This is a genomic window from Streptomyces caeni, from assembly GCF_042678285.1.
Classification (GTDB): Bacteria; Actinomycetota; Actinomycetes; order Streptomycetales; family Streptomycetaceae; genus Streptomyces; species Streptomyces caeni.
In genome coordinates, this window is the sequence record NZ_JBHUDX010000048.1 from 34507 (window position 1) to 56262 (window position 21756).

A 21756-nucleotide genomic window follows, 5' to 3' on the forward strand; every position below is an offset into this window, starting at 1 on the left:
CCGGGCGTCCGGACAACCCGTGAACTCATGCACCCGGCGGTGCGTGCCTGCCATCCTGCCGGGAACAGCGAGCCCCCCACTGATCATCAGCCCAGCTTCGTCGATCTATTCGAATCTGGGGTAATGGATTGCGGGGTAGAGTATATGAGTGTTTGCCTGATTTACGGAGTCATCCGTCACTGCATGTTCAGGTCCGTGAGCTAGAAGTAAGCGGGAGATGAGTTGGCATCTGTGGCAGCCGAAGCCGAGAGCCACCCTCAGCAGCCAGGGCTGAGCTTTTCGACCGCTCCCTATGAAGTGCTGCAGGGCGCGGAAACGCTGACGCTGGCCCTCAAAGCCACCGAATGCCTGGATGGCCTGGGCACGTTCCTGCACTGGTGGGATCCTGCTGCTCGCCGACTGCGCCTGGTCGTGGCCAGCGGGTTGGCTGTGGAGGGCGCCGAGGTGTGGGCGGATCTGTCCGATGAGCAGGACGTGGCGCCGGTACGCGCCCTGCGGCGCGGTGACTATGCCTGGGTGAGCGGTGACAGCACGGGCATCGGGGCAGCCGGCACGTCAGCGGTTCCCCTCCTGGGTGCCGATGGGCCGATTGGTGTGCTGTCCGTGATGACAGCAGGGTCCGGCGAGCCGGAAGAGGTGCAGCGGTCCTTTCTGCGTTCGGTGGCGGGATGGGCCGCTGCATGCTTGGAGGGCTTGCCCGGCACGCCGCCCGTCCGTCGCTCGGTGGCCGGCTCTGAGCGGACGGTCCGGATGGGCAAGCTGACCGCGGCGCTTGCCGAGGCCGTCACCTCCCGGGAGGTCGTGCGGGCCGTCGCGGAGCACGTCCTGCCCCCATTCGGCGCCGACGGACTCATAGTCTGGGCGTTCGAAAACGGCCGACAGCACGTGGTCGACTCCGGCGGATACACACAGGAATTCCTCAGCCTGCTCGACGGGCTCGCGGTCACCGACTACCCCGTGGCCGCAGACGTGTTCGGGACTTGCGCCCCCCGGTTCATCGAATCGGCCGCAGAGTACTGCCAACGCTATCCAACGCTGAAACACATACCGGCGGCGGCCCAGAAGAACGCATGGGCGTTCCTGCCCCTGATCGCCTCCGGGAACGCGATCGGCATGTGTCTGGTGTCTTTCACTCGGCCGCGCTCCTTCACCGACGAGGAGCGCACGCTGCTGACCGCCTTGAGCGGTCTGGTCGGCCAGTCGCTGGAGCGGGCCCGCTTGTACGACGTGGAGCATGCTCGAGCGCAGGAGTTGCAGCGTTCCTTGCTGCCCCGGACGCTGCCCCGTTTGCCTGCCGCCTGTGCTGCCGCACGCTACCTGCCCGCGGGCAGGGGCGAGCAAGTCGGTGGCGACTGGTACGACGTGATCCCGCTGTCCGCCGACAGGGTCGCCATGGTGATCGGCGACGTCATGGGGCACGGCATCCCCGAAGCGGCCACCATGGGCCAGCTGCGCACCGCCGTGCGCACCCTCGCCGACCTCGACATACCCCCTGACGAGCTGCTCAGCCGTCTCAACGACCTGGCCGGCGACTTGGGTGAGGACTGCTACGCCACCTGCCTGTACGCGGTCTTCGACCCGATTACCCGGATGTGTTCGTTCTCCCTGGCCGGTCATCCCCCACCAGTCGTCGTCCATCGCGATGGCACCGTCCACAGGCCCGACCTGACCGCCGACCCGCCGCTGGGGGCCGCTGAGCCACCGTTCGAGACGCACCAGATGGTCCTGCCCGAGGATTGCCTGCTGGTCCTGTGCACCGACGGACTCGTCGAGTCCGCCACCCAGTTCGTCGACCAAGGGCTGACACGACTGCAACAGGTCCTCGCCCAGCACGCGGTGCCCGCCTTCGCGGCGCCGGACGAGGACGACGACGTCCGGCGCCTGAACGACCTGTGTGACACGGTGGTGTCGGCCCTGCTGCCCGACCACGGCCGGACGAACGACGACGCGGCGCTGCTGATCGCCCACATGCGGGCCATCGACGCCGATGATGTCGCCTCCTGGACCCTCCCGGAGGACCCCCGCGCGGCCGGACAGGCACGCGAACACGTCCGCGACCAACTGGCCACCTGGGGACTGGACCATCTAGCGATCACCACCGAGCTCTTGGCCAGCGAGCTGGTCGGCAACGTGATCCGGCACGCAAAGGGCCCCATCCACCTGCGCCTCCTGCGCAGCCACTCCTTGACCTGCGAGGTCTACGACGGCAGCCTCAGCACCCCCCGCATCCGCCACGCCGCCTACACCGACGAGGGCGGTCGGGGCCTGCAGCTCGTCGCTGCCCTCTCCAGACGCTGGGGCGCCCGCTACCACCGCGACGGCAAATGCATCTGGACCGAACAAGACATCCCGCACCACGCAGCGTGACGGATCTCGAACACGAAGTCCCGCAGGAAAAGCGGGAGCGGCCGGCGCGGCCTGCAACCGGCTGGGGTGGGTCGCTCCGGACGTGCCCAGCGGCCAAGCCACAGGCCGGCCGTTGGCCACACCCGGTGTTTCCGAGCCGTGTTCAGAGCAGGTCCACCCGCGTGGGGGTGCCGTCGAGGAAGCCGCCTGACTGGTGCTGCCACAGCTTCGCGTAGGCGCCGTCCGAGGCGAGCAGTTCCTGGTGCGTGCCCTGCTCGACGATCCGCCCGCGGTCGAGGACGACGAGCTGGTCCATGCCGGTGACCGTGCTCAGCCGGTGCGCCACCACGAGCGCCGTCCGCCCCTCCATGAGCCGCCACAGCGCCTGCTGGACGAGGATCTCGCTCTCGGAGTCCAGGGCGCTGGTCGCCTCGTCGAGCAGCAGGATCGGCGCGTCGCGCAGGATGGCCCTGGCGATGGCCACCCGCTGGCGCTGACCACCGGACAGCTTCACACCACGCTCGCCCACCATGGTGTCGAAGCCGTCCGGAAGCGCATCGGCGAACTCCGTGACGTGCGCCGCCTCGGCCGCGCGGCGGATCTCGACGTCGGTGGCGTTCGGCCGGGCGAAAGCGATGTTGTCCCGCAGCGTGCGGTGGAACATCGCCGGGTCCTGCGGCACATAGGCGATCAGGCTGCGCAGGTCGGCCTGGCGCAGCATGCTGATGTCCTGACCGCCGATCAGGATCCGGCCGGCGTCGATGTCCGTCATCCGCAGCAGCAGCCGGGTGAGCGTGGTCTTGCCGCCGCCGGACCGACCGACGAGGCCGATCTTCGTCCCGCTGGGCACATCCAGGTTGAGGTCCTCGAAGAGCGGCTCCGCGCCCCCGTGGGCGAAGGTCACCCGCTCGAAGCGGACGTCGGCGGCCAGGGACAGCAGCGGCTCCGGCGACGGGGGGCGACCACGGTCGGCGGCGTCAGCAGCAGTTCGGTGAACTGCGCGGCCTCCGTCATCGAGCTCTCCAGACGGCGGTAGATCTGGTTGCTGCACCGGCCGCGGCTGGAACTCAGGGGAACCGGGCAGCCGGTCCAGCTCCTCGACCGTGTGCCACCTGGCCCGCCACTGCCCGGCCGGTGCGGCGCTGAGCAGATTGACGCCGAAACGGAACGGACGCGACAGGAACTCACTCCAAGGACAGGCGACTTGAGCACGTGCCGTGATTCCGTCACTCGTGTGCGATGGCCGCCAGCACATTCATGCGCGACGCGCGCAGCGCCGGCAGCAGGGCCGCCGCCACACCCACGACCGCCGACCCCACCACGACGGCGGCCACGGTCCCCCACGGGATCGCCAGCGCCTTCATCCCCTGCAGGGCCAGCACCTGCTGGGTGCACACGCCCCACACGAGCCCCAGTCCCAGTCCGAGGACGGCCCCGAAAACGGCGATCACCACCGACTCCAGCCGGATCATCCGGCGAAGCTGCCGTCGGGCGAGCCCGATCGCGCGCAGCAGCCCGATCTCCCGGGTGCGCTCGACGACCGACAGCGCCAGGGTGTTGACCACGCCGAGGACCGCGATGACGATCGCCAGACCGAGCAGCGCGTACACCAGGTACAGCAGCACCGCGATCTGGTCGTGCACCAGCTTCTTGTAGTCGGCCTGGTCGCGGACCTGAACCTGGGGATACGGGTCCAGGGCGGCCGTCAGCCGGGACCGCAGCCGGTCCTTCGGCGTACCGGGCGCGGCGTTCACGTACAGCGCGGAGTCCTGCCCGGCCGGTACGGACTTCTGCAGCGTCGCCATTCCGAAGAAGAGCCCGCCCCGCATGCCGTAGCCGCCCGAGCCGCCCTGGTCGGTGAGCGCGGCCACCCTCAGCTCGGTGTGGCGTCCGGCCGGGAACTGCACGGGGAGGGTGCTGCCGACGCGGACGCCGTGCTCCTTCGCGAACTTCACGTCCATGGCGAGGGCGCCGTCCGAGAGCGCGGCGGCGGTGTTCCCCTGCGCATAGGTGATGTGGGCGACGTCGTCGAGCCGCGGATCGTAGCCCGCGGCGGTCGTCTCGACGCGCTCGCCGTCCGGCAGCCGTACCGCGACGGGGGTGAACCGCTGGCGCACGACGAGGCCGACGCCGTCCGTGGCCCGGATCTTCCCGGTGACCTCCTGCGGGAAGGGCTGGAAGTTGCCGTTCTGCACCACGAAGTCGGCGCCCAGCGTCTTGTCGATCTGCTGGTCGAAGGATGCCGACATGGACGCGCTCGCCACCGACATCCCGCCCACCAGGGCCAGCCCGACCATCAGGGCCGAGGCGGTGGCGCCGGTGCGGCGCGGGTTGCGCAGGGCGTTGCGCTGGCTCATGCGCCCGATCGAGCCGAACAGGGCGGGGAAGGCGCCGCCCAGCACCCGGATCACCGGCCGCACCAGCAGGGGGCCCGCGATGACGGTCGCCACGAGCGTGAGGACCACACCGAGCCCGAGCAGGGAGGCGGCCGACGCGGTCTTGGTCGCCTGCGCGCAGCCGGCCAGCGCGGCCACGCCCAGCGCGCCCACGACGGCGCCCGCCACCGCGCGCACCTTCAGCGGGCGTCCCGCCCCGGCCACTTCGGCGTCCGTCAGGGCCGCCATGGGGGAGACGGCGGCCGCGCGCCGGGCCGGGAGGTAGGCCGCGACGAAGGTGACGCCGACCCCGACGACGTACGCCGCGACGGGCGTCGCCCAGCCGATCACCATCTCGGTGGACTTGATGTTCATACCGAAGACGCTCATCAGGCGGATGAGCCCGGCCGCGAGCCCGATCCCGGCGGCGAGGCCGAGCGTCGAGCCGACCAGGCCGAGCAGCAGCGCCTCCGTCAGCACGGAGCGGCGCACCTGGCGCCGGTCGGCGCCCAGAGCGCGCAGCAGGCCCAGTTCACGGGTGCGCTGGGCGATGAGCATGGAGAACGTGTTGACGATGAGGAACACGCCCACGAGTACGGCGATCCCGGCGAAGCCCAGCATCACGTACTTGATCACGTCGAGGAACGCGCCGAGCCGGTCGGTGTCGGACTTGGCCTGTTCGCTCGCGGTCTTCAGGTCGTAGGCAGGGGAGCCGAGTTCCGCGGCGATCCGCTGCTTGAGCCGGGCGTCGTCGACACCGGGCGCCGCGTCGACGGAGATGGCGGTGGCCAGACCGGCGTCGCCCAGCAGCCTGGTCTGGGCGGTCGGGGTGTCCAGGTAGACCAGGGCCGCGCCCGGATTGGTGGTCGTGAAGGTGGCGATCCCGACGACCCGCACCCGGAACGAGCCGGGCCGGGCGAGCACCGTCAGCGTGTCGCCGATCCGTACGTGCTTGTGCCGTGCGGTGTCCGCGTCCAGCAGCACCTCGCCCGCGCCCCGCGGTGCGTGCCCGGACGTGAGCTTCACCGGGCTGCGGTCGGTGACGTACCAGTTCCTGGCGATGGTGGGTGCGCCGGTGGTCGGGCTCACGGGATCGTTGTCGCGGTCGACGACCGTGATGTTCTGGACGACGGTGTCCACGTGGGTGGCCGCGACGCCGTCGACCCTGGCCACCCGGGCGGCCAGCGCCGCCGGGAGGGTGTCGGTCGCCCCGGACGGGACCCGTGAGGCGAGGTCCTCCTTGGGGCTGATGGTGACGTCGGCCGCCGTGGAGGCGAACAGCCGGTCGAAGGTCCGGGTGACCGTGTCGGAGAAGATCAGGCTGCCCGCGACGAACGCCACGGACAGCAGGACGGCCAGGGCCGAGAGCATCAGCCGTCCCTTGTGCGCGAGGAAGCTGCGCAGCGTCGCCTTCAGCACGGTTGCCTCAGTCCTCGGCCCGGGCCGTGTCGCCGGCGGCCGCCCGCACGGTGTCGAAGCGCTTCATGCGTTCCAGCACGGCCTCGGCCGTCGGCTGCTCCATCCGGTCCACGATCCGTCCGTCCGCAAGGAACAACACCAGGTCGGAGCGGGCCGCCGCACCCGGGTCGTGGGTGACCATGACGACGGTCTGCCCCAGCTCGTCGACGGCCCTGCGCAGAAAGCCCAGCACCTCGAGCCCCGCCCGGGAGTCGAGGTTGCCCGTCGGCTCGTCGGCGAAGATCAGCTCGGGACGCGAGGCGAGCGCCCGGGCGCAGGCCACGCGCTGCTGCTGACCGCCGGACAACTGCGAGGGCCGGTGCTTGAGCCGCTGCCGCAGCCCGAGCGCGTCGATCACCTGGTCCAGCCACTCCTGGTCGGGTTTCTGACCCGCGATGTCCATGGGGAGCGTGATGTTCTCGGCCGCGTTGAGCGTCGGGATCAGGTTGAAGGACTGGAACATGAAGCCGATGCGGTCCCGGCGCAGCCGGGTCAGCTCGCGGTCCTTCAGACCCGTGATCTCGGTGTCGCCGAGCCACACCTGACCGGACGAAACGGTGTCCAGTCCCGCCAGGCAGTGCATGAGCGTGGACTTCCCCGAGCCCGAGGGGCCCATGACCGCGGTGAAGCGGCCGCGCGCGATGTCCACGTCCACCCCGTCAAGGGCGAGCACCGTCGTCTCGCCCGAGCCGTACGCCTTCGTCAGGCCCCGGGCGCGGGCGGCGAACCCGTCCGCTTCCGCGCGGCCAGGGGCTTGCTCGGCAGCAGCAGTGGACAAGACCGCCTCCTCCGTCGTGGACGTCCCCACGCCCTTGTCTTCTCGTGTCCGGCCGAGCCTAATGGGGCGCCCGGCGCGGCAGGTATCCACCACAGGTCCAGGCGCGTCTCCCTCACAGGTCGGGCCTGCGATACCGGTGTAGGGGGCATTCTCCACCCTGCGGTGGAGGTGTGCGCCGGGGCCCCGGCGGTGGCCTTCGCCCCCCTTGCCTGTGCTAGCGTGTCCGCGCTAGCGTCAATGGATGGCGAAGACCCAGCTGAACGTGAGGGTGGACGAGGACACCGCCCGCGCCGCCCGCGAGCGAGCTCTGGAGCGCGGCATGAGCGTCAACCGTTACATCGAGGAACTGGTCCGGCAGGACACCGGGGAGGCCGGCCACACGTTCGTCGAGGCCGCCGCCGACTTCATGAAGCAGTACGAGTCCGTCTTCGCCGAGGAGTTCGGTGCCCGCGAGGGCTCCGGCGAGCCCTGCGCCGAGGGGCGTCGCTGATCCGTTGAGCGATCTCAGGATCGACCTCGCCTGGCTGCTGATGGTCGCCGAACAGAAGACGCCCGGAGATCCCCAGGTCACCGACTGGGGCGCGCTCGTCGCCGCGGTCAGCCGGCACGAGGCGGAGATATTCGGCGTCCCCGTCTACGACACCCCGCACATCCGCGCCGCCGCCCTGCTCCAGCTTCTGCTCCACGTGCCGGCGCTGGAGCGCTCCAACGCGCTGTTCGCGTCCGCGGTCGCCTACGCCTACCTGGTCGCCAGCGGTCTCAAGGTGGCCATCTCGCCCGAGCGGGTGCGTGACCTCGCCCGGCTGGTCAAGAGCGGTGAGGCATCGGTGCACGAGATCGCCCGGGAGCTGCGGCAGTGGTGTCTGTGACCCCCGCCCCGCGCCGCACGGGGACGGCTGCGCGGCCGTTCCCCGGCCGCTCGTGACTACTCCTGGGAGCCGGGCCGCCAGGCGGTGCCCAGCACGCAGTACGACGTCGGCAGTCGCGGTCCCTTCTCCGGCATCAGCAGCCGGCGATGGGAGCCCAGCTCGAACCCGGCGTCGCGCAGGGCCGCGACCGGCTCGCGGGAGAGGTGGCAGCCGCCGCTGAGCGGGGGCCACACCGTGCGGTCCAGGACGCGCTGCGCGGAGCGCATGAGCACGCCGCCGCCGGCCCCGTGCTCGAAGTACCGCAGCTCGCCGCCGGGCCGCAGCACGCGTTGCAGCTCGCCGAGGGCCCGCGGAACGTCCCGGACGCTGCACAGCACCAGCGAGAGGACCGCCGCGTCGAACGCCTCGCTCTTGACCGGCAGCGCCTCCGCCGCCCCCGGCACCACATCCACCGGAACGTCCGCGCGCAGGGCCGCCTCGACGGCCATCTGCCGCAGCAGCCGCTCGGGTTCGATCGCGACGACCTCCGAGACGGTGCGCGGGTAGTGGGCGAAGTTCAGGCCGTTGCCCGCGCCGATCTCGATCACCCGGCCGGAGAGTCCGGCGAGCAGCCGCTCCCGTACGGCGCCCATGCCGGCGCGTGACTCGGCCGCGACGCTGACCCGGGCGTAGCAGCGGGCGAAGAAGGGATGGTGCACGCAGCCCCGCGACATGGAGCGGGGGCGGGCGGACCGAAGCGGCATGGGCGCCTCCCGGGCTGGACGGACCTTGCCCGGAGTCTCCCCCAAGAAGGCCCCGCGCATCCGTCCCCCGCTCGCCGGGGCGGGGACGCGCGGGGCCATCCCGCCCCGGCCGTCCGGGCGGGGCGAGCGCTGCCGTCCCTACGGCGCGTACGCCGACGCGAACTCCTGTGCGTCCCATGTCCCGCCCAGCCGGGGCGCCAGCCAGGAAGGCGCGGCGGCCCGGAAGCCGGCGGGTTCGTGGGCCCCGGCTCCCGCGGGCAGCGCGCCGAGCAGTGGTGCCCCGGCCACCAGCGGAAGGTCGGCAAGGTTGCACCGCGACGCGAGATCGGCCGCGGCGGGCCAGCTGCCGATGACGACACCGGCCGGGTGCAGCCCCCGGTGCCGCAGTTCCCGCGCCGTCAGCTCGGTCGTGTTCAGGGTGCCGAGGCCCGCCGACGCGACCACGAGCACCGGCGCCCGCAGCAGCCGCGCCGCGTCCGCCAGGGTGCCGCCCTCCTCGTCGAACCGTACGAGCAGTCCGCCGGCGCCCTCGACGAGGACGAGGTCGTGCTCGACGGCCAGCTTGGCGGCGGCCTCCGCCATCTCGCGCGGCCGCACCGGCGGCAGCCCGGCGCGCCGCCCCGCCGTCGCGGGTGCCAGCGGATCCGGGTACCGGGCCAGTTCACACGTCGTCACGGCGCCCGAGAGCCGGGCCACCTCCCCGGCGTCACCGCGTTCGCCGGGTCCCACCTCCGTCTGCGCGGGCTTGAGCACGGCCACCGACCGTCCCGCGGCGACGGCGACCGCCGCGACGGCGGCGGTCGTGACCGTCTTGCCGACCTCCGTGCCGGTCCCCGTGATCACCAGAACCGGCATGTCAGCCCTCCCGCGCCGCCGCGCACACCGCGCGGGCGATCCGTGCCACATCCGCGTCGCCGGTCACGTACGGCGGCATCGTGTAGACGAGGTCGCGGAACGGCCGCAGCCACACGCCCTCGCGCACCGCGGCCCTCGTCGCCGCCGCCATGTCCACCTCGTGGTCCAGCTGGACGACACCGATGGCGCCGAGGACCCGCACCTCGCGCACCCCGGGCAGGTCCGCCGCCTCCGCGAGCCCCGCCTTGAGGCCCGCCTCGATCCGCTTGACCTCCGCCTGCCAGTCCTGGCCGAGCAGCAGCCCCACCGAGGCGCAGGCCACGGCGGCCGCCAGCGGGTTGCCCATGAAGGTGGGACCGTGGGCGAGCACCGGCACCTCGCCCCGGGAGATCCCGTCGGCCACCCGCGGTGTGCACAGCGTCGCCGCCATGGTCAGGTAGCCGCCGGTCAGCGCCTTGCCCACACACATCACGTCCGGTGTCACCGCCGCGTGGTCCGCGGCGAACAGCGCGCCCGTGCGCCCGAACCCGGTCGCGATCTCGTCGAAGACGAGCAGCACGTCATGCGCGTCGCACGCCTCGCGCAGCACCCGCAGATAGGCGGGGGAGTGGAACCGCATCCCGCCGGCCCCCTGCACAACCGGCTCGACGATCACCGCGGCCAGTTCGTCCGCGTGGCGTTCGACCATGTCGCGCAGACGGTCGGCGTACGCCTCGTCGTAGCCGGCCGGGGGCGCCTCGGCGAACAGCTGCCGGGGCAGGACGCCCCGCCACAGCTCGTGCATGCCGCCCTCGGGGTCGCACACGGACATCGGCTGCCAGGTGTCGCCGTGGTAGCCGCCGCGCCAGGTCAGCAGCCGGTGCTTGGCGGGCCGGCCCAGCGAGCGCCAGTACTGCAGGCACATCTTGACCGCGACCTCGACGGCCACCGAGCCCGAGTCCGCGAGGAAGACGTGCTCCAGACCGGCGGGCGAGATGTCGACGAGGAGCTTCGCCAGCCGGACGGCGGGCTCGTGGGTGAGCCCGCCGAACATCACATGGCTCATCCGCCCCAGCTGCTCCTGCGCGGCCTCGTTGAGCACCGGGTGGTTGTAGCCGTGGATCGCCGACCACCAGGACGACATGCCGTCCACCAACTCGTCCGAACCGTCGGCCAGACGCAGCCTCACCCCGCTCGCCGACTCCACGACGAGCGGCTCCTGGCGGCCGGGCATGGGGCCGTACGGGTGCCAGACGTGCTGCCGGTCGAGCGCCAGCAGTTCGTCCACGGACGGATCACGCATTGGGCGCGAGGTCCGTTCCCGCGCCCCGGCGGCGCACGGCGACAAGGTCCGTACGGGGCTCGCTCACGGGCGGCACGGCCGCGGAATCGCACAACCCGGCGCCCTCGTGGGACCCGCACCCGGCGTCGTCCCGGTGCGACCCGCACCCGACGCCCTCGTGTGATCCGCACCCGGCGCCGTCCTCGTGCGATCCGCAGCCGGCGTCCTCGTGCGACCCGCACCCGCCGGACGCCGCGCGGTGCTCCGGGAGCGTGACCCGGTCCGCGCCCTCCACCTCGAATCCGGCGTCCGCGATCATCTCCAGGTCCGCCCGGCCCGCCTGGCCCTCACTCGTCAGATAGTCGCCCAGGAAGATCGAGTTGGCCAGGTGCAGGGCCAGCGGCTGCATCGTACGGAGGTGGACCTCCCGGCCGCCCGCGAGGCGTACCTCGACGTCCGGGCACACGAACCGCACCATCGCCAGGATCCGCAGACACCGCTGCGGGGTGAGGTTCCACTCCTTGGCGAGCGGGGTGCCCTCGAAGGGGATCAGGAAGTTGACCGGGACCGAGTCGGGGTCCAGCGCCCGCAGTGAGAAGACGACGTCGACCAGGTCCTCGTCGCTCTCACCCATGCCCGCGATCAGGCCGGAGCAGGCCGACAGGCCGGCGTCGTGCGCCTTGTGCACCGTGTCGACCCGGTCGGCGTAGGTGTGGGTGCTGGTGATGTCCCCGTAGGTCGCCTCGGACGTGTTCAGGTTGTGGTTGTAGGCGTCCGCGCCCGCCGCGCGCAGCCGCTCGGCCTGGCCGTCGGAGAGCAGGCCGAGGCAGGCGCACACCTCGACGCCCTCGTTCTGGTCCTTGATCGTCTTGATGGTGTCGGAGACCCGGTCCACGTCCCGGTCCGTGGGCCCGCGGCCGCTCGCCACCAGGCAGACGCGCTTGGCGCCGCCCGCGACGCCCGCCGCGGCGGCCTTCGACGCCTCGTCCGGCTTGAGCCAGGTGTACTTCAGGATGTCGGCCTTCGAGCCGAGCCGCTGGGAACAGTAGGAACAGTCCTCGGGGCACAGGCCGGACTTCAGGTTGACGAGATAGTTGAGTTTCACCCGTCGGCCGAACCAGTGGCGGCGTACCTTGCCGGCCGCGGCCACGACATCGAGCAGGTCGTCGTCGGAAGTGTCGAGGACGGCCAGAGCTTCCTCGCGGGTCGGCGGTTCGCGCCGTAGCCCCTTGTCCACCAGGGTGTTCAGCAGGTCCATGAGAGCCGATCCTGTCCTACTCGGCCGCCCCGGGCCAAGGAGGGACCACACAACGGACACGGTTCGACGTGTGGGTATTGCCACACCCTGGGTGGCAGGCCCTCCCGCTAGGGTCTGTGCACTGCCTACAAAAGCCTGGAGGACCGATGGTGTTCGGCTGGATCGACGAGCAGGCGGGCGCGCGCCGCCGGGCGGGGCTCGTGCGCACCCTGCGCCCGCGTTCCGCCGACTCCCCGCTCCTCGATCTCGCGAGCAACGACTACCTGGGCCTGGCCCGCCACCCGGAGATCACCGAGGGCGCCGCGCGGGCGGCCCGGGCGTGGGGCGGCGGCGCGACCGGCTCCCGCCTGGTCACCGGCACCACCGAGCTGCACACCGAGTTGGAGCGCGAGCTGGCCGGCTTCTGCGGCTTCGAGGCGGCCCTCGTCTTCTCCTCCGGGTACGCGGCCAACCTCGCCGCGGTCACCGCGCTCGCGCCGCACGGTTCCCTGATCGTCTCCGACGCGGGCAACCACGCCTCGCTGATCGACGGCTGCCGGCTCGCCCGCGGCACCACCCAGGTGGTCGCGCACGCCGACCCCGAGGCCGTGCGCAAGGTCCTCGGGACCCGGCCGGGACCCGCCGTCGTCGTCTCGGACACCGTCTTCTCGGTGGACGGCGATGCCGCCCCGCTGGCCGAACTGGCCGCCGTCTGCCGGAAGTCCGACGCCGGCCTGCTCGTCGACGACGCGCACGGGCTCGGCGTCCTCGGGGCCGGGGGCCGGGGCGCCCCGCACGCGGCGGGGCTCGCGGGCGCGCCGGACGTGGTGGTGACGGTGACGCTGTCGAAGTCGCTGGGCAGCCAGGGTGGCGCGGTGCTGGGCCCGGCGCGTGTGATCGACCATCTGGTCAACGCGGCCAGGACGTTCATCTTCGACACCGGGCTGGCCCCGGCGGCGGCGGGTGCCGCGCTCGCGGCCCTGCGCCTGCTGCGCCGTGAGCCGGAGCGTGCCGAGCGGGCGCGCGCGGTGGCGACGGCCCTGCACGCCCGCCTCACGGCCGAGGGTCATGAGGCGGTACGGCCGGATGCCGCCGTCGTCTCCGTGCGCGCGCCCTCCCCCGAGCAGGCCGTGCGGTGGGCGGCCGACTGCCGGGCGGCGGGAGTCGCCGTCGGCTGTTTCCGGCCGCCGTCGGTGCCCGACGGTGTCTCACGGCTGCGACTGACCGCCCGTGCGGATCTCACGGACGGGCAGACAGAGCACGCCGTACGCGTGATCGGCGAGACGCGGCCGTGAGTCGGCGGAACGGCCGTGCACCGAGCGTCATACGGCTGTGAACGGATATGACTCGTCCGCAGCGGTGCGGGGAATATTCATCCGGGAATTGACATCGACCGCGGCCGCGGAACGGCGTGCGACCGACCCCGCCCCGGAAATCGATCAGTCCAGTCCGTCCAGGAACTCCTTCCAGGTGCCGGGGGTGAAGAACAGGGCCGGCCCGGCCACGTTCTTGGAGTCGCGCACGGCCACCAGCCCGGCCCAGGGCCCCGGGCCCGGACGGGCGGTCTCGACACAGTTGTTCATTCCCGTACTGCGACTGCTGCGCAGCCACCGCACGCCGTGCAGGGACGCACTCGAAGGGATATGCCGAGGCGGTGCTGACATGATGCCTCCTTACGCAGCGCCGGCCAACGCGGCGATGCACTCCAACGATTCCTCGGGTGAAAGTGCGTGGATCCGAAGCGAGTTGAAGGCCTCGCTGTAGGCCTGAAGGTCTTCTTCCCGTTCGAGATAGAGGCTACTCGTCAAGTGGTCTAGAACAACCACGTCCAGATCAGATCTGCTCGGAAATGAGAAGATAACGAAAGGTCCGGTGATGCCGATGTGCGCCCCGGCGGCGAACGGCAGGACCTGGAGCCGCACGTGAGGCAGCGCGGCGGCGTCCAGGAGCCGCCTCAGCTGGCGGGTCATGACCTCAGGTCCGCCGACCTCCCGGTGCAGCACCGCCTCGTCCAGGACGGCGCTCAGCCGCAGCGGAGGATCCGAACGCAGCACTTCCTGCCGGGCCAGCCGCACCTCCACCAGCGTGTCCAGCTTGGCCTCCTCCAGCGTGCCGACGGCGGCGCGCGTCACCGCCCGCGCATACTCGGGCGTCTGCAGCAGCCCCGGCACCACCGAGGTCTCCAGTGTCCGCATCGCGCAGGCCTGCGACTCCAGGCTGATGAAGTCGCGGTAGGCCGGCGGCAGCACCCCGCGATACGCGTGCCACCAGTTCTGCCGGCCGCCGCCGTCCTCCGAGCCCGCCAACACCAGCAGCAGTTCGCGCAGTTCGGGGTCCTCGACGGCGTACGCGTCCAACAGCAGCCGTACGTCGGCCGGCTTGACGCCGCTGGCGCCCGTCTCGATCCGGCTCACCTTCGACTGGTGCCAGCCGACGAGCGCGGCCGCCGCGCCGCTTGTGAGACCCGACCGGGCACGCAGGGCGCGCAGTTCGGCGCCGAGCTTGCGGCGGCGCACCGCTGGTCCGTATTGCATGGGCGGCTCCCTCCGCACGGCGCGCGGTTTCACGGCGACGGTAGAGGATGGGCCGGGGCCCGGCCCAAATACGCTCGGTCGTCGGAGAGTTCACCGCTTCGGGCGACAGATATATGCATATCCCGGGGGAACGCACCCGGGAGAGCCCTGGTGATGGCAGTCTGGCGCGCAGCACCAAGTCCGGGACCGCACCGGAAACCAACCGCTCCGTGTCGGACTCCGGTCCCGTGGGAAAGGGACGACGTCGCCATGGCAGATCATCAGGAAGCATCCGTCACTCTGCCGAGCGATCCCGCCTCGGTCTCCGTGGCTCGAACATATGTCGCCGACATCCTCGCCGAATGGGGCCTGCCGAGGAACTCCGAGGTCGCCGATACCGTACGCCTCATCGTCTCCGAACTGACCACCAACGCCGTGCAGCACACCTTCGGGCAGTCGCCCACGTTCACGGTCGACCTCGCGCTCGACCGCGACGAGTTACTCCGCATCGGCGTCACCGACAGCCATCCCCGCTTCCCGAAACGGCTGCCCGCCGCCGTGCAGCAGGACAACGGCCGCGGCATGGTGATCATCCGCTGGCTGACCGCGGAGTACGGCGGCAAGGTGAGTGTGCGGCCCACCCGGGAGGGCGGCAAGACGGTCGCGATCGAACTTCCGTGGACCACGCGGGTCCAGTCCGTCGCGGCGGGAGGGCAGCAGGAGCCGTGACGGCGCGGCGGCCCGGTCCGCGCCCTCAGACACAGGTGGGCTCCGCCACCCGTCCGAAGGCCCCGCGCGGCGGCACGCGGAAGGCGTCGGGCGCGGGCAGCCTCGCCGGTGTGGTGGGCGACCGGGACGCCGCGCAGGGCGCCCGGGCCCCGGCGGCACCTCCTCCGCACCGCCCGCGGCCCGCGCGGCGGTCACCGGGAGCGCTCCGGCCCGTCCCGGTCCGCTCCCGCTCCGTGATTCCGTGGTGCCGTGAGGAGCCCGCGCCGCAGCAGCCAGGGCAGGACGCGCCACAGGCCCACGCAGACGAGGAACGTCCCCGCGCCCGCGGCGATGCCGGCGGCCCGGCCGAGCGACACATCCACCACCAGGAGCACCGAGCCGGTGAGCGCCAGCATCAGTACGCCCATCCCGATCGTGGCGAGACGGGAGGAGACCCGCACGATGGCGGGCTTGGCGTTCTGCTGGAAGAGCGAGCGGTGCAGCGCGGCGGGCGCCGTGAACAGGGCCGCGGCCAGCGCGGAGACGAGCAGCGTCGTGACGTAGATGACGCGCTGGACCGTGTCCAGGGACGGGAAACGCGGGGTGAAGGCCAGGGTCAGCAGGAACGCGAACAGGATCTGGACCCCGGTCTGGGTGACGCGCAGTTCCTGCAGCAGTTCGGCGAAGTTGCGGTCGGCGCGTTCCAGGGGAGTCTCGTGCCGCGCCTGGTAGGGAGCTCGGTCGGCCATGGTGCACGAGTTCCCGTTGCGGCCCTGGTCACGCCACGGCGGGGCGACGGCGCAGCGGGCCGTCGCCCCGCCGGCCGCATCAGCTCACCCGTCCGTACCAGACGCTCTTCGTCCAGATCTTCTGGAGCCTGACCACGTCCCCGGTCCTCGGCGAGTGCCAGATCTTTCCCTTCCCGGCGTAGATGCCGACGTGGTAGATGTTCCGGCCGGAGTGGAAGAACACCAGGTCTCCGGCCCTGCGGTGCGAGGACGAGACGTGGTGCGTCTTGTTGTACTGCGCCGCGGCCGTGCGGGGCAGTTTCTTGCCTGCCTTCTTGTAGGCGTAGAGCGTGAGCCCGGAGCAGTCGAAGCGGCGAGGTCCGGTGGCACCCCACTTGTACGGGGCCCCCTTCTTCGACGCCGCGGCCCGGAGGGCCTTCGTGGCCGGTGTCACGGCGGCCGCGTCGGTGGCGACGCCGGGGACGGCGATGCCGCCGCCGACGGCGGCGAGGGTGAGGGCCGAGGCGGTGCCGGCCCGGGTCAGCAGCGACGGGACACGATTGAACGCAGTCATGCGCAACCCTTCGTCAGCCGCCTGTGAAGGATGACCTGTCGGATTCGGACTGGCGAAGTAGCCCGGCCGCTCGCGCGGCTTCACCCCAAGGACCGTCCGGATCTCTCCGGTGGCCCGCCTTACCGGGTCCTCCACTCCTGCCGATCCACTCCTGTCGACCGGTCGTCCGGGCGGCGGCAGGACTCGGCGTCCGCCCAAACCGCCCCGCCGCGGTGGCGGGGGCTTGTCGTCAGGAAGGGATCTTCACCTACCGGGGTCCGAAAATCACAATGGAATCGGTGATTTGTGGCGTTACTCACCACTCACTCGTTCGGGTGGACAGGTCTCTTTTCGGCGGAAGTTGAGGACGTGAACCAGGCCCCGACCTGCATCGGAGTCCTGCCTCGCGCCCTGCGGGCAGCCGTGTTGCGCGACTCCTGCGGGCCTGAGGCCGGAGCCGTGTCTACTCCGGTCTGGGGTAAGCCATTTGGCCCGTTTGAGCCGCGCCGGACGGACGGCCGTCCGTCCGGCATGCCTGCGGAGCGGTCCGTCCGGCTCACCCTTCCGGCCCGGGGCGCGAGGCCGTTGTCCGCCGATTCCCCCGGAGGCGCCGGGGGAATCGGCTCAGTCCGCTCCGGGCGGCAGAGCGACGCGGCCCGTGCGGCGTTCGCCGTCGAGGACGCGCAGGGCGCGGGCGAGGGTGGGGCCGTGCAGTTCGTGCTCCCCGCGCAGGTGCATCAGCGTCAGCGCGTCGCGCAGGGCCGTCGCCTTGCCCACCAGGGCCTGGGCTGCGCGCAGTCCCCGGTAGGTGTCACCGGAGTGCGCGGGGTTGACACGGCCGAGCAGGTCGACGACATCGAGGTAACGGTCGATCAACTCGGCCTCCGCGTGGGTCAGCGCCGGCAGCGGGGGGAGTTCGGGCGGCAGCATCGGTGGCTCACCTCGCGCCGGGCGTGGTGCGCGAGGTCTTGCGGCTGGGAACGACGCGGTCGACCAGCCCGTACGCCACCGCGGCGCGGGAGTCGAGGACGGTGTCCCGCTCGATGTCGGCGGCGATGCGTTGCGGGGTGTGCCCCGTGTGCCGTGCCAGCATCTCCTCCAGGCACCTGCGGGTGCGCGTCAACTCCTCCGCCTGGACGGCCAGATCGGCGGCCTGTCCCCGCACGGGCTCCGGCAGGGACGGCTGGTGGATCAGCACGCGCGCACCGGGGAGCGCGAGCCGCTTGCCCGGCGCGCCTCCGGCGAGCAGCACCGCCGCGGCCGACGCCGCCTGGCCGAGGCAGACCGTCTCCACGTCGCAACTGGCGTACTGCATCGTGTCGTAGACCGCGGTCATGGCAGTGAACGAGCCGCCGGGGGAGTTGATGTACAGCGAGATGTCGCGGTCCGGGTCCAGGTACTCCAGATGCATGAACTGCGCCATCACGTCGTTCGCCGACGTGTCGTCGATCGGCGTTCCCAGGAACACGATCCGCTCGTCCAGGAGCTTCGCGTACGGGTCAAGGGTCCGCCGTCCGTAGCCGGTGCCTTCGGTGAACTCGGGCAGGACATGGCGGGCGGACGGTCGGGTCATGGCTTGCGCCTCCTCGGAATCGATTCTGTAAAAAATGTACAGGACGTACGTTCTGTCGGAGTGCGGGAATGCTGAGAGCGAACGGGGGTGCCGTGTCAGGGGCCAGAGCGGGATCTTCCGCTCGAAGAGACGTGTCAAGGCCGCGGTCTAAGCTGGACCACATGGCCTACGAGATTCCGGTGACGCAAGCCAGGGCTGAGCTCGCCGATCTGATCAACCGCGTGGTGTACGGCGGCGAACGCGTCGTCGTGACGCGGCACGGAAAGCCTCTCGTCGCCCTGGTCTCCGCCGCCGACCTCGAGCGGCTCGCCGAACTCGACGCGGCGGAGGAGCAGGTGGTCAGCTCCGTCTCCACCGTGCGTGAGGTCGCCTCCGCCCCGCGTGAGCGGCAGCGCTTCGGTATCGCCGCCGAGCACCGGGGGTCCGGCAGGTCCTGACGGCCGTCGCCTGCCGGGTACGTCGTCGCGCGCGGACGAGGGGGCGGGTGGGCCCCGCTGCTCACCCGCCCCCTCGCTGTTCGTGCCCGGCGTGGCCCTCAGCCCTGTGGCGAACTTGTCCAGCCCGAACAGGGTCGGCGCCACGGCGACCCCGGTGCGCAGGACGATGAAGCCTGGTACAACGCGCGGCGTTCTCGATGGGCTCGGCGACGGCGGGCTCCGGGCGTGCCCGGCGCCCGGTCCAGGTCACCGCTGCGTCCGTCTGGGGCCGGCCGCCTTCCTGCCCCCGGCCCGTAGCCACCGCGTCCGCCCGCGGAGGCGGACCGCGGCACCCCCGGCCTCCTCGTTCAGGCGGATGCCGCCGCTGACGGGGCGGTGGAACGCGGCGCGGACCGCGCCGTCGCCAGCCGGACCGCACTCCTGGGCAGTACCGCGCGCAGACCCGACGCCGCCCACCAGGCTGGCGTCAGGGCGGGACCGGTCGCGGCCGCGCCGTCGAAGAAGGCCACCGACCGCAGCAGGGACGCGTCGGCGCGCCGTGGCAGCCACTGACCGATCGCCCGGCCGGCTCGGGCAGCACCCGCGGTGCGGAGGCCGCCCTGGCGAACGCCGGCCGCCGCTTCGGCCGCGGCGCGGGACACAGCCCGGTTAACGCGCCCGAAACCCGCTCCAACTAGCCTGCCCCTCCACGCCACCAGGGACTTCGCCCGTGGCCGCGGCAACCGGACCCCGCACGGTCCGGAGCGAGGACTGTGAGGTGGGACGTGCATCTGACCCCGCACGAGCAGGAGAGGCTGCTGATCCACGTGGCGGCCGACGTGGCCGAGAGGCGCCGGGCCCGCGGACTCAGGCTCAACCACCCCGAGGCGGTCGCGCTCATCACGTCACACATCCTCGAAGGCGCGCGGGACGGCCGTACGGTCGCCGAACTGATGGCCTCCGGGCGCACGGTGCTCGCCCGGGACGACGTCATGGAGGGCGTCCCCGAGATGATCCACGACGTCCAGGTCGAGGCGACCTTCCCGGACGGCACCAAGCTCGTCACCGTCCACGATCCGATCGTCTGACGGGAGGAGGACGCCATGATCCCTGGAGAGATCCTGTTCGCGAAGGGGCCCGTCGTGTACAACGAGGGCCGCGAGGTCACCCGGCTGACCGTGCTCAACGCCGCCGACCGGCCCGTCCAGGTCGGTTCCCACTACCACTTCGCCGAGGCCAACCCCGCTCTGGACTTCGACCGTGCCGCCGCGCGCGGCAAGCGGCTGAACATCGCCGCCGGCACCGCCGTGCGCTTCGAGCCGGGGATTCCCGTCGACGTCGAACTCGTTGCGCTCACCGGGGCCCGTGTGGTGCCCGGGCTGCGCGGTGAGACCGGAGGTGCCCTCGATGCCTGAGATCTCGCGTGCCGCCTACGCCGACCTGTTCGGCCCGACCACCGGGGACCGCATCCGGCTCGCCGACACCGACCTGATCGTCGAGATCGAGGAGGACCGCTGCGGCGGGCCGGGACGCGCCGGTGACGAGGCGGTGTTCGGCGGCGGCAAGGTCATCCGTGAATCCATGGGGCAGTCGCGCGCCACACGCGCGGAGGGGACTCCCGACACCGTCGTCACCGGCGCGGTCGTCGTCGATCACTGGGGCGTGGTCAAGGCCGACATAGGCATCCGCGACGGCCGTATCAGCGCCCTCGGCAAGGCCGGCAACCCGGACACCATGGACGGGGTCCACCCCGCTCTGGTGATCGGGCCGGAGACGGAGGTCATCGCAGGCAACGGGCGGATCGTCACCGCCGGGGCCATCGACGCGCACGTCCACTTCATCTGCCCGCAGATCGCCGACGAGGCGCTCGCCGCGGGCATCACCACGCTGATCGGGGGTGGCACCGGACCGGCCGAGGGCTCGAAGGCGACCACCGTGACACCCGGGCCCTGGCACCTGGCGCGGATGCTGGAGGCGATGGAGGGACACCCGCTCAACGTCGGTCTCCTCGGCAAGGGCAACACCGTCTCGCACGAGGCGCTGCTCTCCCAGATCCGCGGCGGCGCCGTCGGCCTCAAACTGCACGAGGACTGGGGCTCCACGCCCGCCGTCATCGATGCCGCCCTGACCGTCGCCGACCGCACCGGCGTCCAGGTCGCCCTTCACTCGGACACCCTCAACGAGGCCGGGTTCGTGGGCGACACGCTCGCCGCGATCAACGGCCGTGGCATCCACGCCTACCACACCGAGGGCGCGGGCGGCGGGCACGCGCCGGACATCATGACCGTGGTGTCCGAGCCGCACGTGCTGCCCAGCTCCACCAACCCGACCCGGCCGTTCACCGTCAACACCGCCGAGGAACACCTCGACATGCTGATGGTGTGCCACCATCTGAATCCTGCCGTCCCGGAGGACCTGGCGTTCGCCGAGTCGCGGATCCGGCCCTCCACGATCGGGGCCGAGGACATCCTGCACGACCTCGGCGCCATCTCGATCATCTCGTCCGACTCCCAGGCCATGGGGCGCATCGGCGAGGTCGTCATGCGGACCTGGCAGACGGCGCACGTGATGAAGCGGCGCCGGGGCGCGCTGCCGGGTGACGAGCGGGCGGACAACCACCGTGTGCGTCGCTATGTCGCCAAGTACACGATCAATCCGGCGCTGGCGCAGGGCCTCGCCCATGAGATCGGCTCCGTGGAGACCGGCAAACTCGCCGATCTCGTGCTGTGGGAGCCCGCGTTCTTCGGGGTCAGGCCGCACCTCGTCCTCAAGGGCGGGCAGATCGCGTACGCGCAGATGGGCGACGCCAACGCGTCGATCCCCACCCCGCAGCCGATCCTGCCGCGGCCGATGTACGGGGCGAGCGGGCGGGCGCCGGCCGCCAACTCGGTCAACTTCGTGGCGCCGCAGGCGATCGAGGACGGGCTGGCGGAGCGGCTCGCGCTCGGGAAGAGGTTCGTGGCCATCGAGTCGACGCGCGGTGTCACCAAGGCGGACATGCGCGAGAACGACGCCCGCCCGCGGGTGCGGGTCGACCCGGACAGCTTCGCCGTGCACATCGACGGCGAACTGGTCGAGGCGCAACCCGCCGCCGAACTGCCCATGGCCCAGCGGTACTTCCTCTTCTGATGTCCAGGGCGGCACTTCTGGTCCTGGCCGACGGCCGCTTCCCCGCCGGAGGGCACGCGCACTCCGGCGGGGCCGAGGCGGCCGTCCGCGCCGGGCGGATCACCGGGGCGGCGGGGTTGCGGGAGTTCTGCCGTGGTCGGCTGCACACCGCGGGACTGGTGTCCGCGTCGCTGGCTGCGGCGGCGGTCCTGGGCATGGACCCTGTCGCACTGGA

The 21756-nt window shown here is 71.8% G+C and carries 21 protein-coding genes, 3 pseudogenes and 1 riboswitch; of the genes and pseudogenes, 10 read left to right on the top strand and 14 right to left on the bottom strand.

What is annotated here, in order from left to right; genetic code table 11:
- Positions 1-231: 231 nt before the first annotated feature.
- A complete protein-coding gene (locus tag ACFSL4_RS17875) occupies positions 232-2367 on the top strand; it encodes a SpoIIE family protein phosphatase (protein WP_381083704.1) in 2136 nt (711 codons plus the stop codon).
- Between the two features lie 142 nt (positions 2368-2509).
- Here the strand turns inward: ACFSL4_RS17875 and ACFSL4_RS17880 are convergent.
- From ACFSL4_RS17880 to ACFSL4_RS17890, 3 genes and pseudogenes are all read right to left on the bottom strand, one after another.
- Positions 2510-3390, bottom strand: a pseudogene (locus ACFSL4_RS17880) (ABC transporter ATP-binding protein); the annotation flags it as partial.
- A 182-nt stretch (positions 3391-3572) separates the two neighbouring features.
- Positions 3573-6140 (bottom strand): ABC transporter permease, encoded by a 2568-nt coding sequence (locus tag ACFSL4_RS17885; protein ID WP_381083705.1) that lies wholly within the window; start codon positions 6138-6140, stop codon positions 3573-3575.
- Positions 6141-6147: 7 nt separating this feature from the next.
- On the bottom strand, positions 6148-6957 hold the full coding sequence (locus ACFSL4_RS17890; RefSeq protein ID WP_381083707.1) for an ABC transporter ATP-binding protein: 810 nt from the start codon (positions 6955-6957) through the stop codon (positions 6148-6150).
- A 241-nt stretch (positions 6958-7198) separates the two neighbouring features.
- Here ACFSL4_RS17890 and ACFSL4_RS17895 point away from each other — a divergent pair, with 241 nt between their 5' ends.
- Entirely contained in the window at positions 7199-7447 is a 249-nt protein-coding gene (locus tag ACFSL4_RS17895; protein ID WP_381083709.1) for a toxin-antitoxin system HicB family antitoxin, read from the top strand.
- A 4-nt stretch (positions 7448-7451) separates the two neighbouring features.
- On the top strand, positions 7452-7826 hold the full coding sequence (locus ACFSL4_RS17900) for a fic family toxin-antitoxin system, toxin component (protein ID WP_381083711.1): 375 nt from the start codon (positions 7452-7454) through the stop codon (positions 7824-7826).
- Between the two features lie 56 nt (positions 7827-7882).
- On the opposite strand, the gene ACFSL4_RS17905 is transcribed toward ACFSL4_RS17900, so the two are convergent.
- From ACFSL4_RS17905 to bioB, 4 genes are all read right to left on the bottom strand, one after another.
- Positions 7883-8569 carry a class I SAM-dependent methyltransferase gene (locus tag ACFSL4_RS17905; protein ID WP_381083713.1) on the bottom strand — a complete coding sequence of 229 codons (687 nt, stop codon included), beginning with the start codon at positions 8567-8569 and terminating at the stop codon, positions 7883-7885.
- A gap of 138 nt (positions 8570-8707) precedes the next feature.
- On the bottom strand, positions 8708-9424 hold the full coding sequence (gene bioD / locus ACFSL4_RS17910) for a dethiobiotin synthase (RefSeq protein ID WP_381083715.1): 717 nt from the start codon (positions 9422-9424) through the stop codon (positions 8708-8710).
- Position 9425: 1 nt separating this feature from the next.
- Positions 9426-10706, bottom strand: coding sequence for an adenosylmethionine--8-amino-7-oxononanoate transaminase (locus ACFSL4_RS17915; RefSeq protein WP_381083717.1), 1281 nt, complete (start codon positions 10704-10706; stop codon positions 9426-9428).
- The gene (bioB, locus tag ACFSL4_RS17920; RefSeq protein ID WP_381083718.1) at positions 10699-11943 is read right to left on the bottom strand and encodes a biotin synthase BioB; all 1245 of its coding nucleotides are present in this window, start codon (positions 11941-11943) and stop codon (positions 10699-10701) included. Before bioB ends, ACFSL4_RS17915 begins: the two co-directional genes overlap by 8 nt.
- Before the next feature lie 146 nt (positions 11944-12089).
- Between bioB and ACFSL4_RS17925 the strand changes: the two genes are divergently transcribed.
- Complete coding sequence (locus ACFSL4_RS17925; RefSeq protein WP_381083720.1) at positions 12090-13217, top strand: 8-amino-7-oxononanoate synthase; 1128 nt, start codon at positions 12090-12092, stop codon at positions 13215-13217.
- A 144-nt stretch (positions 13218-13361) separates the two neighbouring features.
- Here ACFSL4_RS17925 and ACFSL4_RS17930 read toward each other — a convergent pair whose 3' ends face one another.
- The gene (locus tag ACFSL4_RS17930; RefSeq protein ID WP_381083722.1) at positions 13362-13586 is read right to left on the bottom strand and encodes a DUF397 domain-containing protein; all 225 of its coding nucleotides are present in this window, start codon (positions 13584-13586) and stop codon (positions 13362-13364) included.
- Positions 13587-13595: 9 nt separating this feature from the next.
- Entirely contained in the window at positions 13596-14456 is an 861-nt protein-coding gene (locus ACFSL4_RS17935) for a helix-turn-helix domain-containing protein (RefSeq protein WP_381083724.1), read from the bottom strand.
- 249 nt (positions 14457-14705) lie between these two features.
- On the opposite strand from ACFSL4_RS17935, the gene ACFSL4_RS17940 reads away from it, so the two are divergent.
- A complete protein-coding gene (locus tag ACFSL4_RS17940; RefSeq protein ID WP_381083726.1) occupies positions 14706-15164 on the top strand; it encodes an ATP-binding protein in 459 nt (152 codons plus the stop codon).
- 191 nt (positions 15165-15355) lie between these two features.
- On the opposite strand, the gene ACFSL4_RS17945 is transcribed toward ACFSL4_RS17940, so the two are convergent.
- The 4 genes from ACFSL4_RS17945 to ACFSL4_RS17960 all read right to left on the bottom strand — a co-directional run bounded on the left by ACFSL4_RS17945 (position 15356) and on the right by ACFSL4_RS17960 (position 17997).
- On the bottom strand, positions 15356-15892 hold the full coding sequence (locus ACFSL4_RS17945) for a DUF6328 family protein (protein WP_381083728.1): 537 nt from the start codon (positions 15890-15892) through the stop codon (positions 15356-15358).
- Between the two features lie 79 nt (positions 15893-15971).
- Entirely contained in the window at positions 15972-16445 is a 474-nt protein-coding gene (locus ACFSL4_RS17950; RefSeq protein WP_381083730.1) for a C40 family peptidase, read from the bottom strand.
- Between the two features lie 3 nt (positions 16446-16448).
- Positions 16449-16644, bottom strand: a riboswitch (cyclic di-AMP (ydaO/yuaA leader).
- Between the two features lie 404 nt (positions 16645-17048).
- Positions 17049-17354 (bottom strand): hypothetical protein, encoded by a 306-nt coding sequence (locus tag ACFSL4_RS17955; protein ID WP_381083732.1) that lies wholly within the window; start codon positions 17352-17354, stop codon positions 17049-17051.
- A 7-nt stretch (positions 17355-17361) separates the two neighbouring features.
- Positions 17362-17997, bottom strand: a complete 636-nt coding sequence (locus tag ACFSL4_RS17960; protein ID WP_381083734.1) for an ATP-dependent Clp protease proteolytic subunit — start codon at positions 17995-17997, stop codon at positions 17362-17364.
- 161 nt (positions 17998-18158) lie between these two features.
- Here ACFSL4_RS17960 and ACFSL4_RS17965 point away from each other — a divergent pair, with 161 nt between their 5' ends.
- Complete coding sequence (locus tag ACFSL4_RS17965) at positions 18159-18434, top strand: type II toxin-antitoxin system Phd/YefM family antitoxin (RefSeq protein ID WP_381083736.1); 276 nt, start codon at positions 18159-18161, stop codon at positions 18432-18434.
- Between the two features lie 347 nt (positions 18435-18781).
- Here ACFSL4_RS17965 and ACFSL4_RS17970 read toward each other — a convergent pair.
- A pseudogene (locus ACFSL4_RS17970) lies at positions 18782-19041 on the bottom strand (ABC transporter permease); the annotation flags it as partial.
- Positions 19042-19198: 157 nt separating this feature from the next.
- On the opposite strand from ACFSL4_RS17970, the gene ACFSL4_RS17975 reads away from it, so the two are divergent.
- From ACFSL4_RS17975 to ACFSL4_RS17990, 4 genes and pseudogenes are all read left to right on the top strand, one after another.
- Positions 19199-19501 (top strand): urease subunit gamma, encoded by a 303-nt coding sequence (locus tag ACFSL4_RS17975; RefSeq protein ID WP_381083738.1) that lies wholly within the window; start codon positions 19199-19201, stop codon positions 19499-19501.
- A gap of 15 nt (positions 19502-19516) precedes the next feature.
- Positions 19517-19828, top strand: a complete 312-nt coding sequence (locus ACFSL4_RS17980) for an urease subunit beta (RefSeq protein ID WP_381083740.1) — start codon at positions 19517-19519, stop codon at positions 19826-19828.
- Complete coding sequence (locus ACFSL4_RS17985; protein ID WP_381083742.1) at positions 19821-21542, top strand: urease subunit alpha; 1722 nt, start codon at positions 19821-19823, stop codon at positions 21540-21542. The genes ACFSL4_RS17980 and ACFSL4_RS17985 overlap by 8 nt, the downstream gene beginning before the upstream one ends.
- Positions 21542-21756 (top strand): annotated as a pseudogene (locus ACFSL4_RS17990) (urease accessory protein UreF); the annotation flags it as partial. The gene ACFSL4_RS17985 and the pseudogene ACFSL4_RS17990, both read left to right, overlap by 1 nt.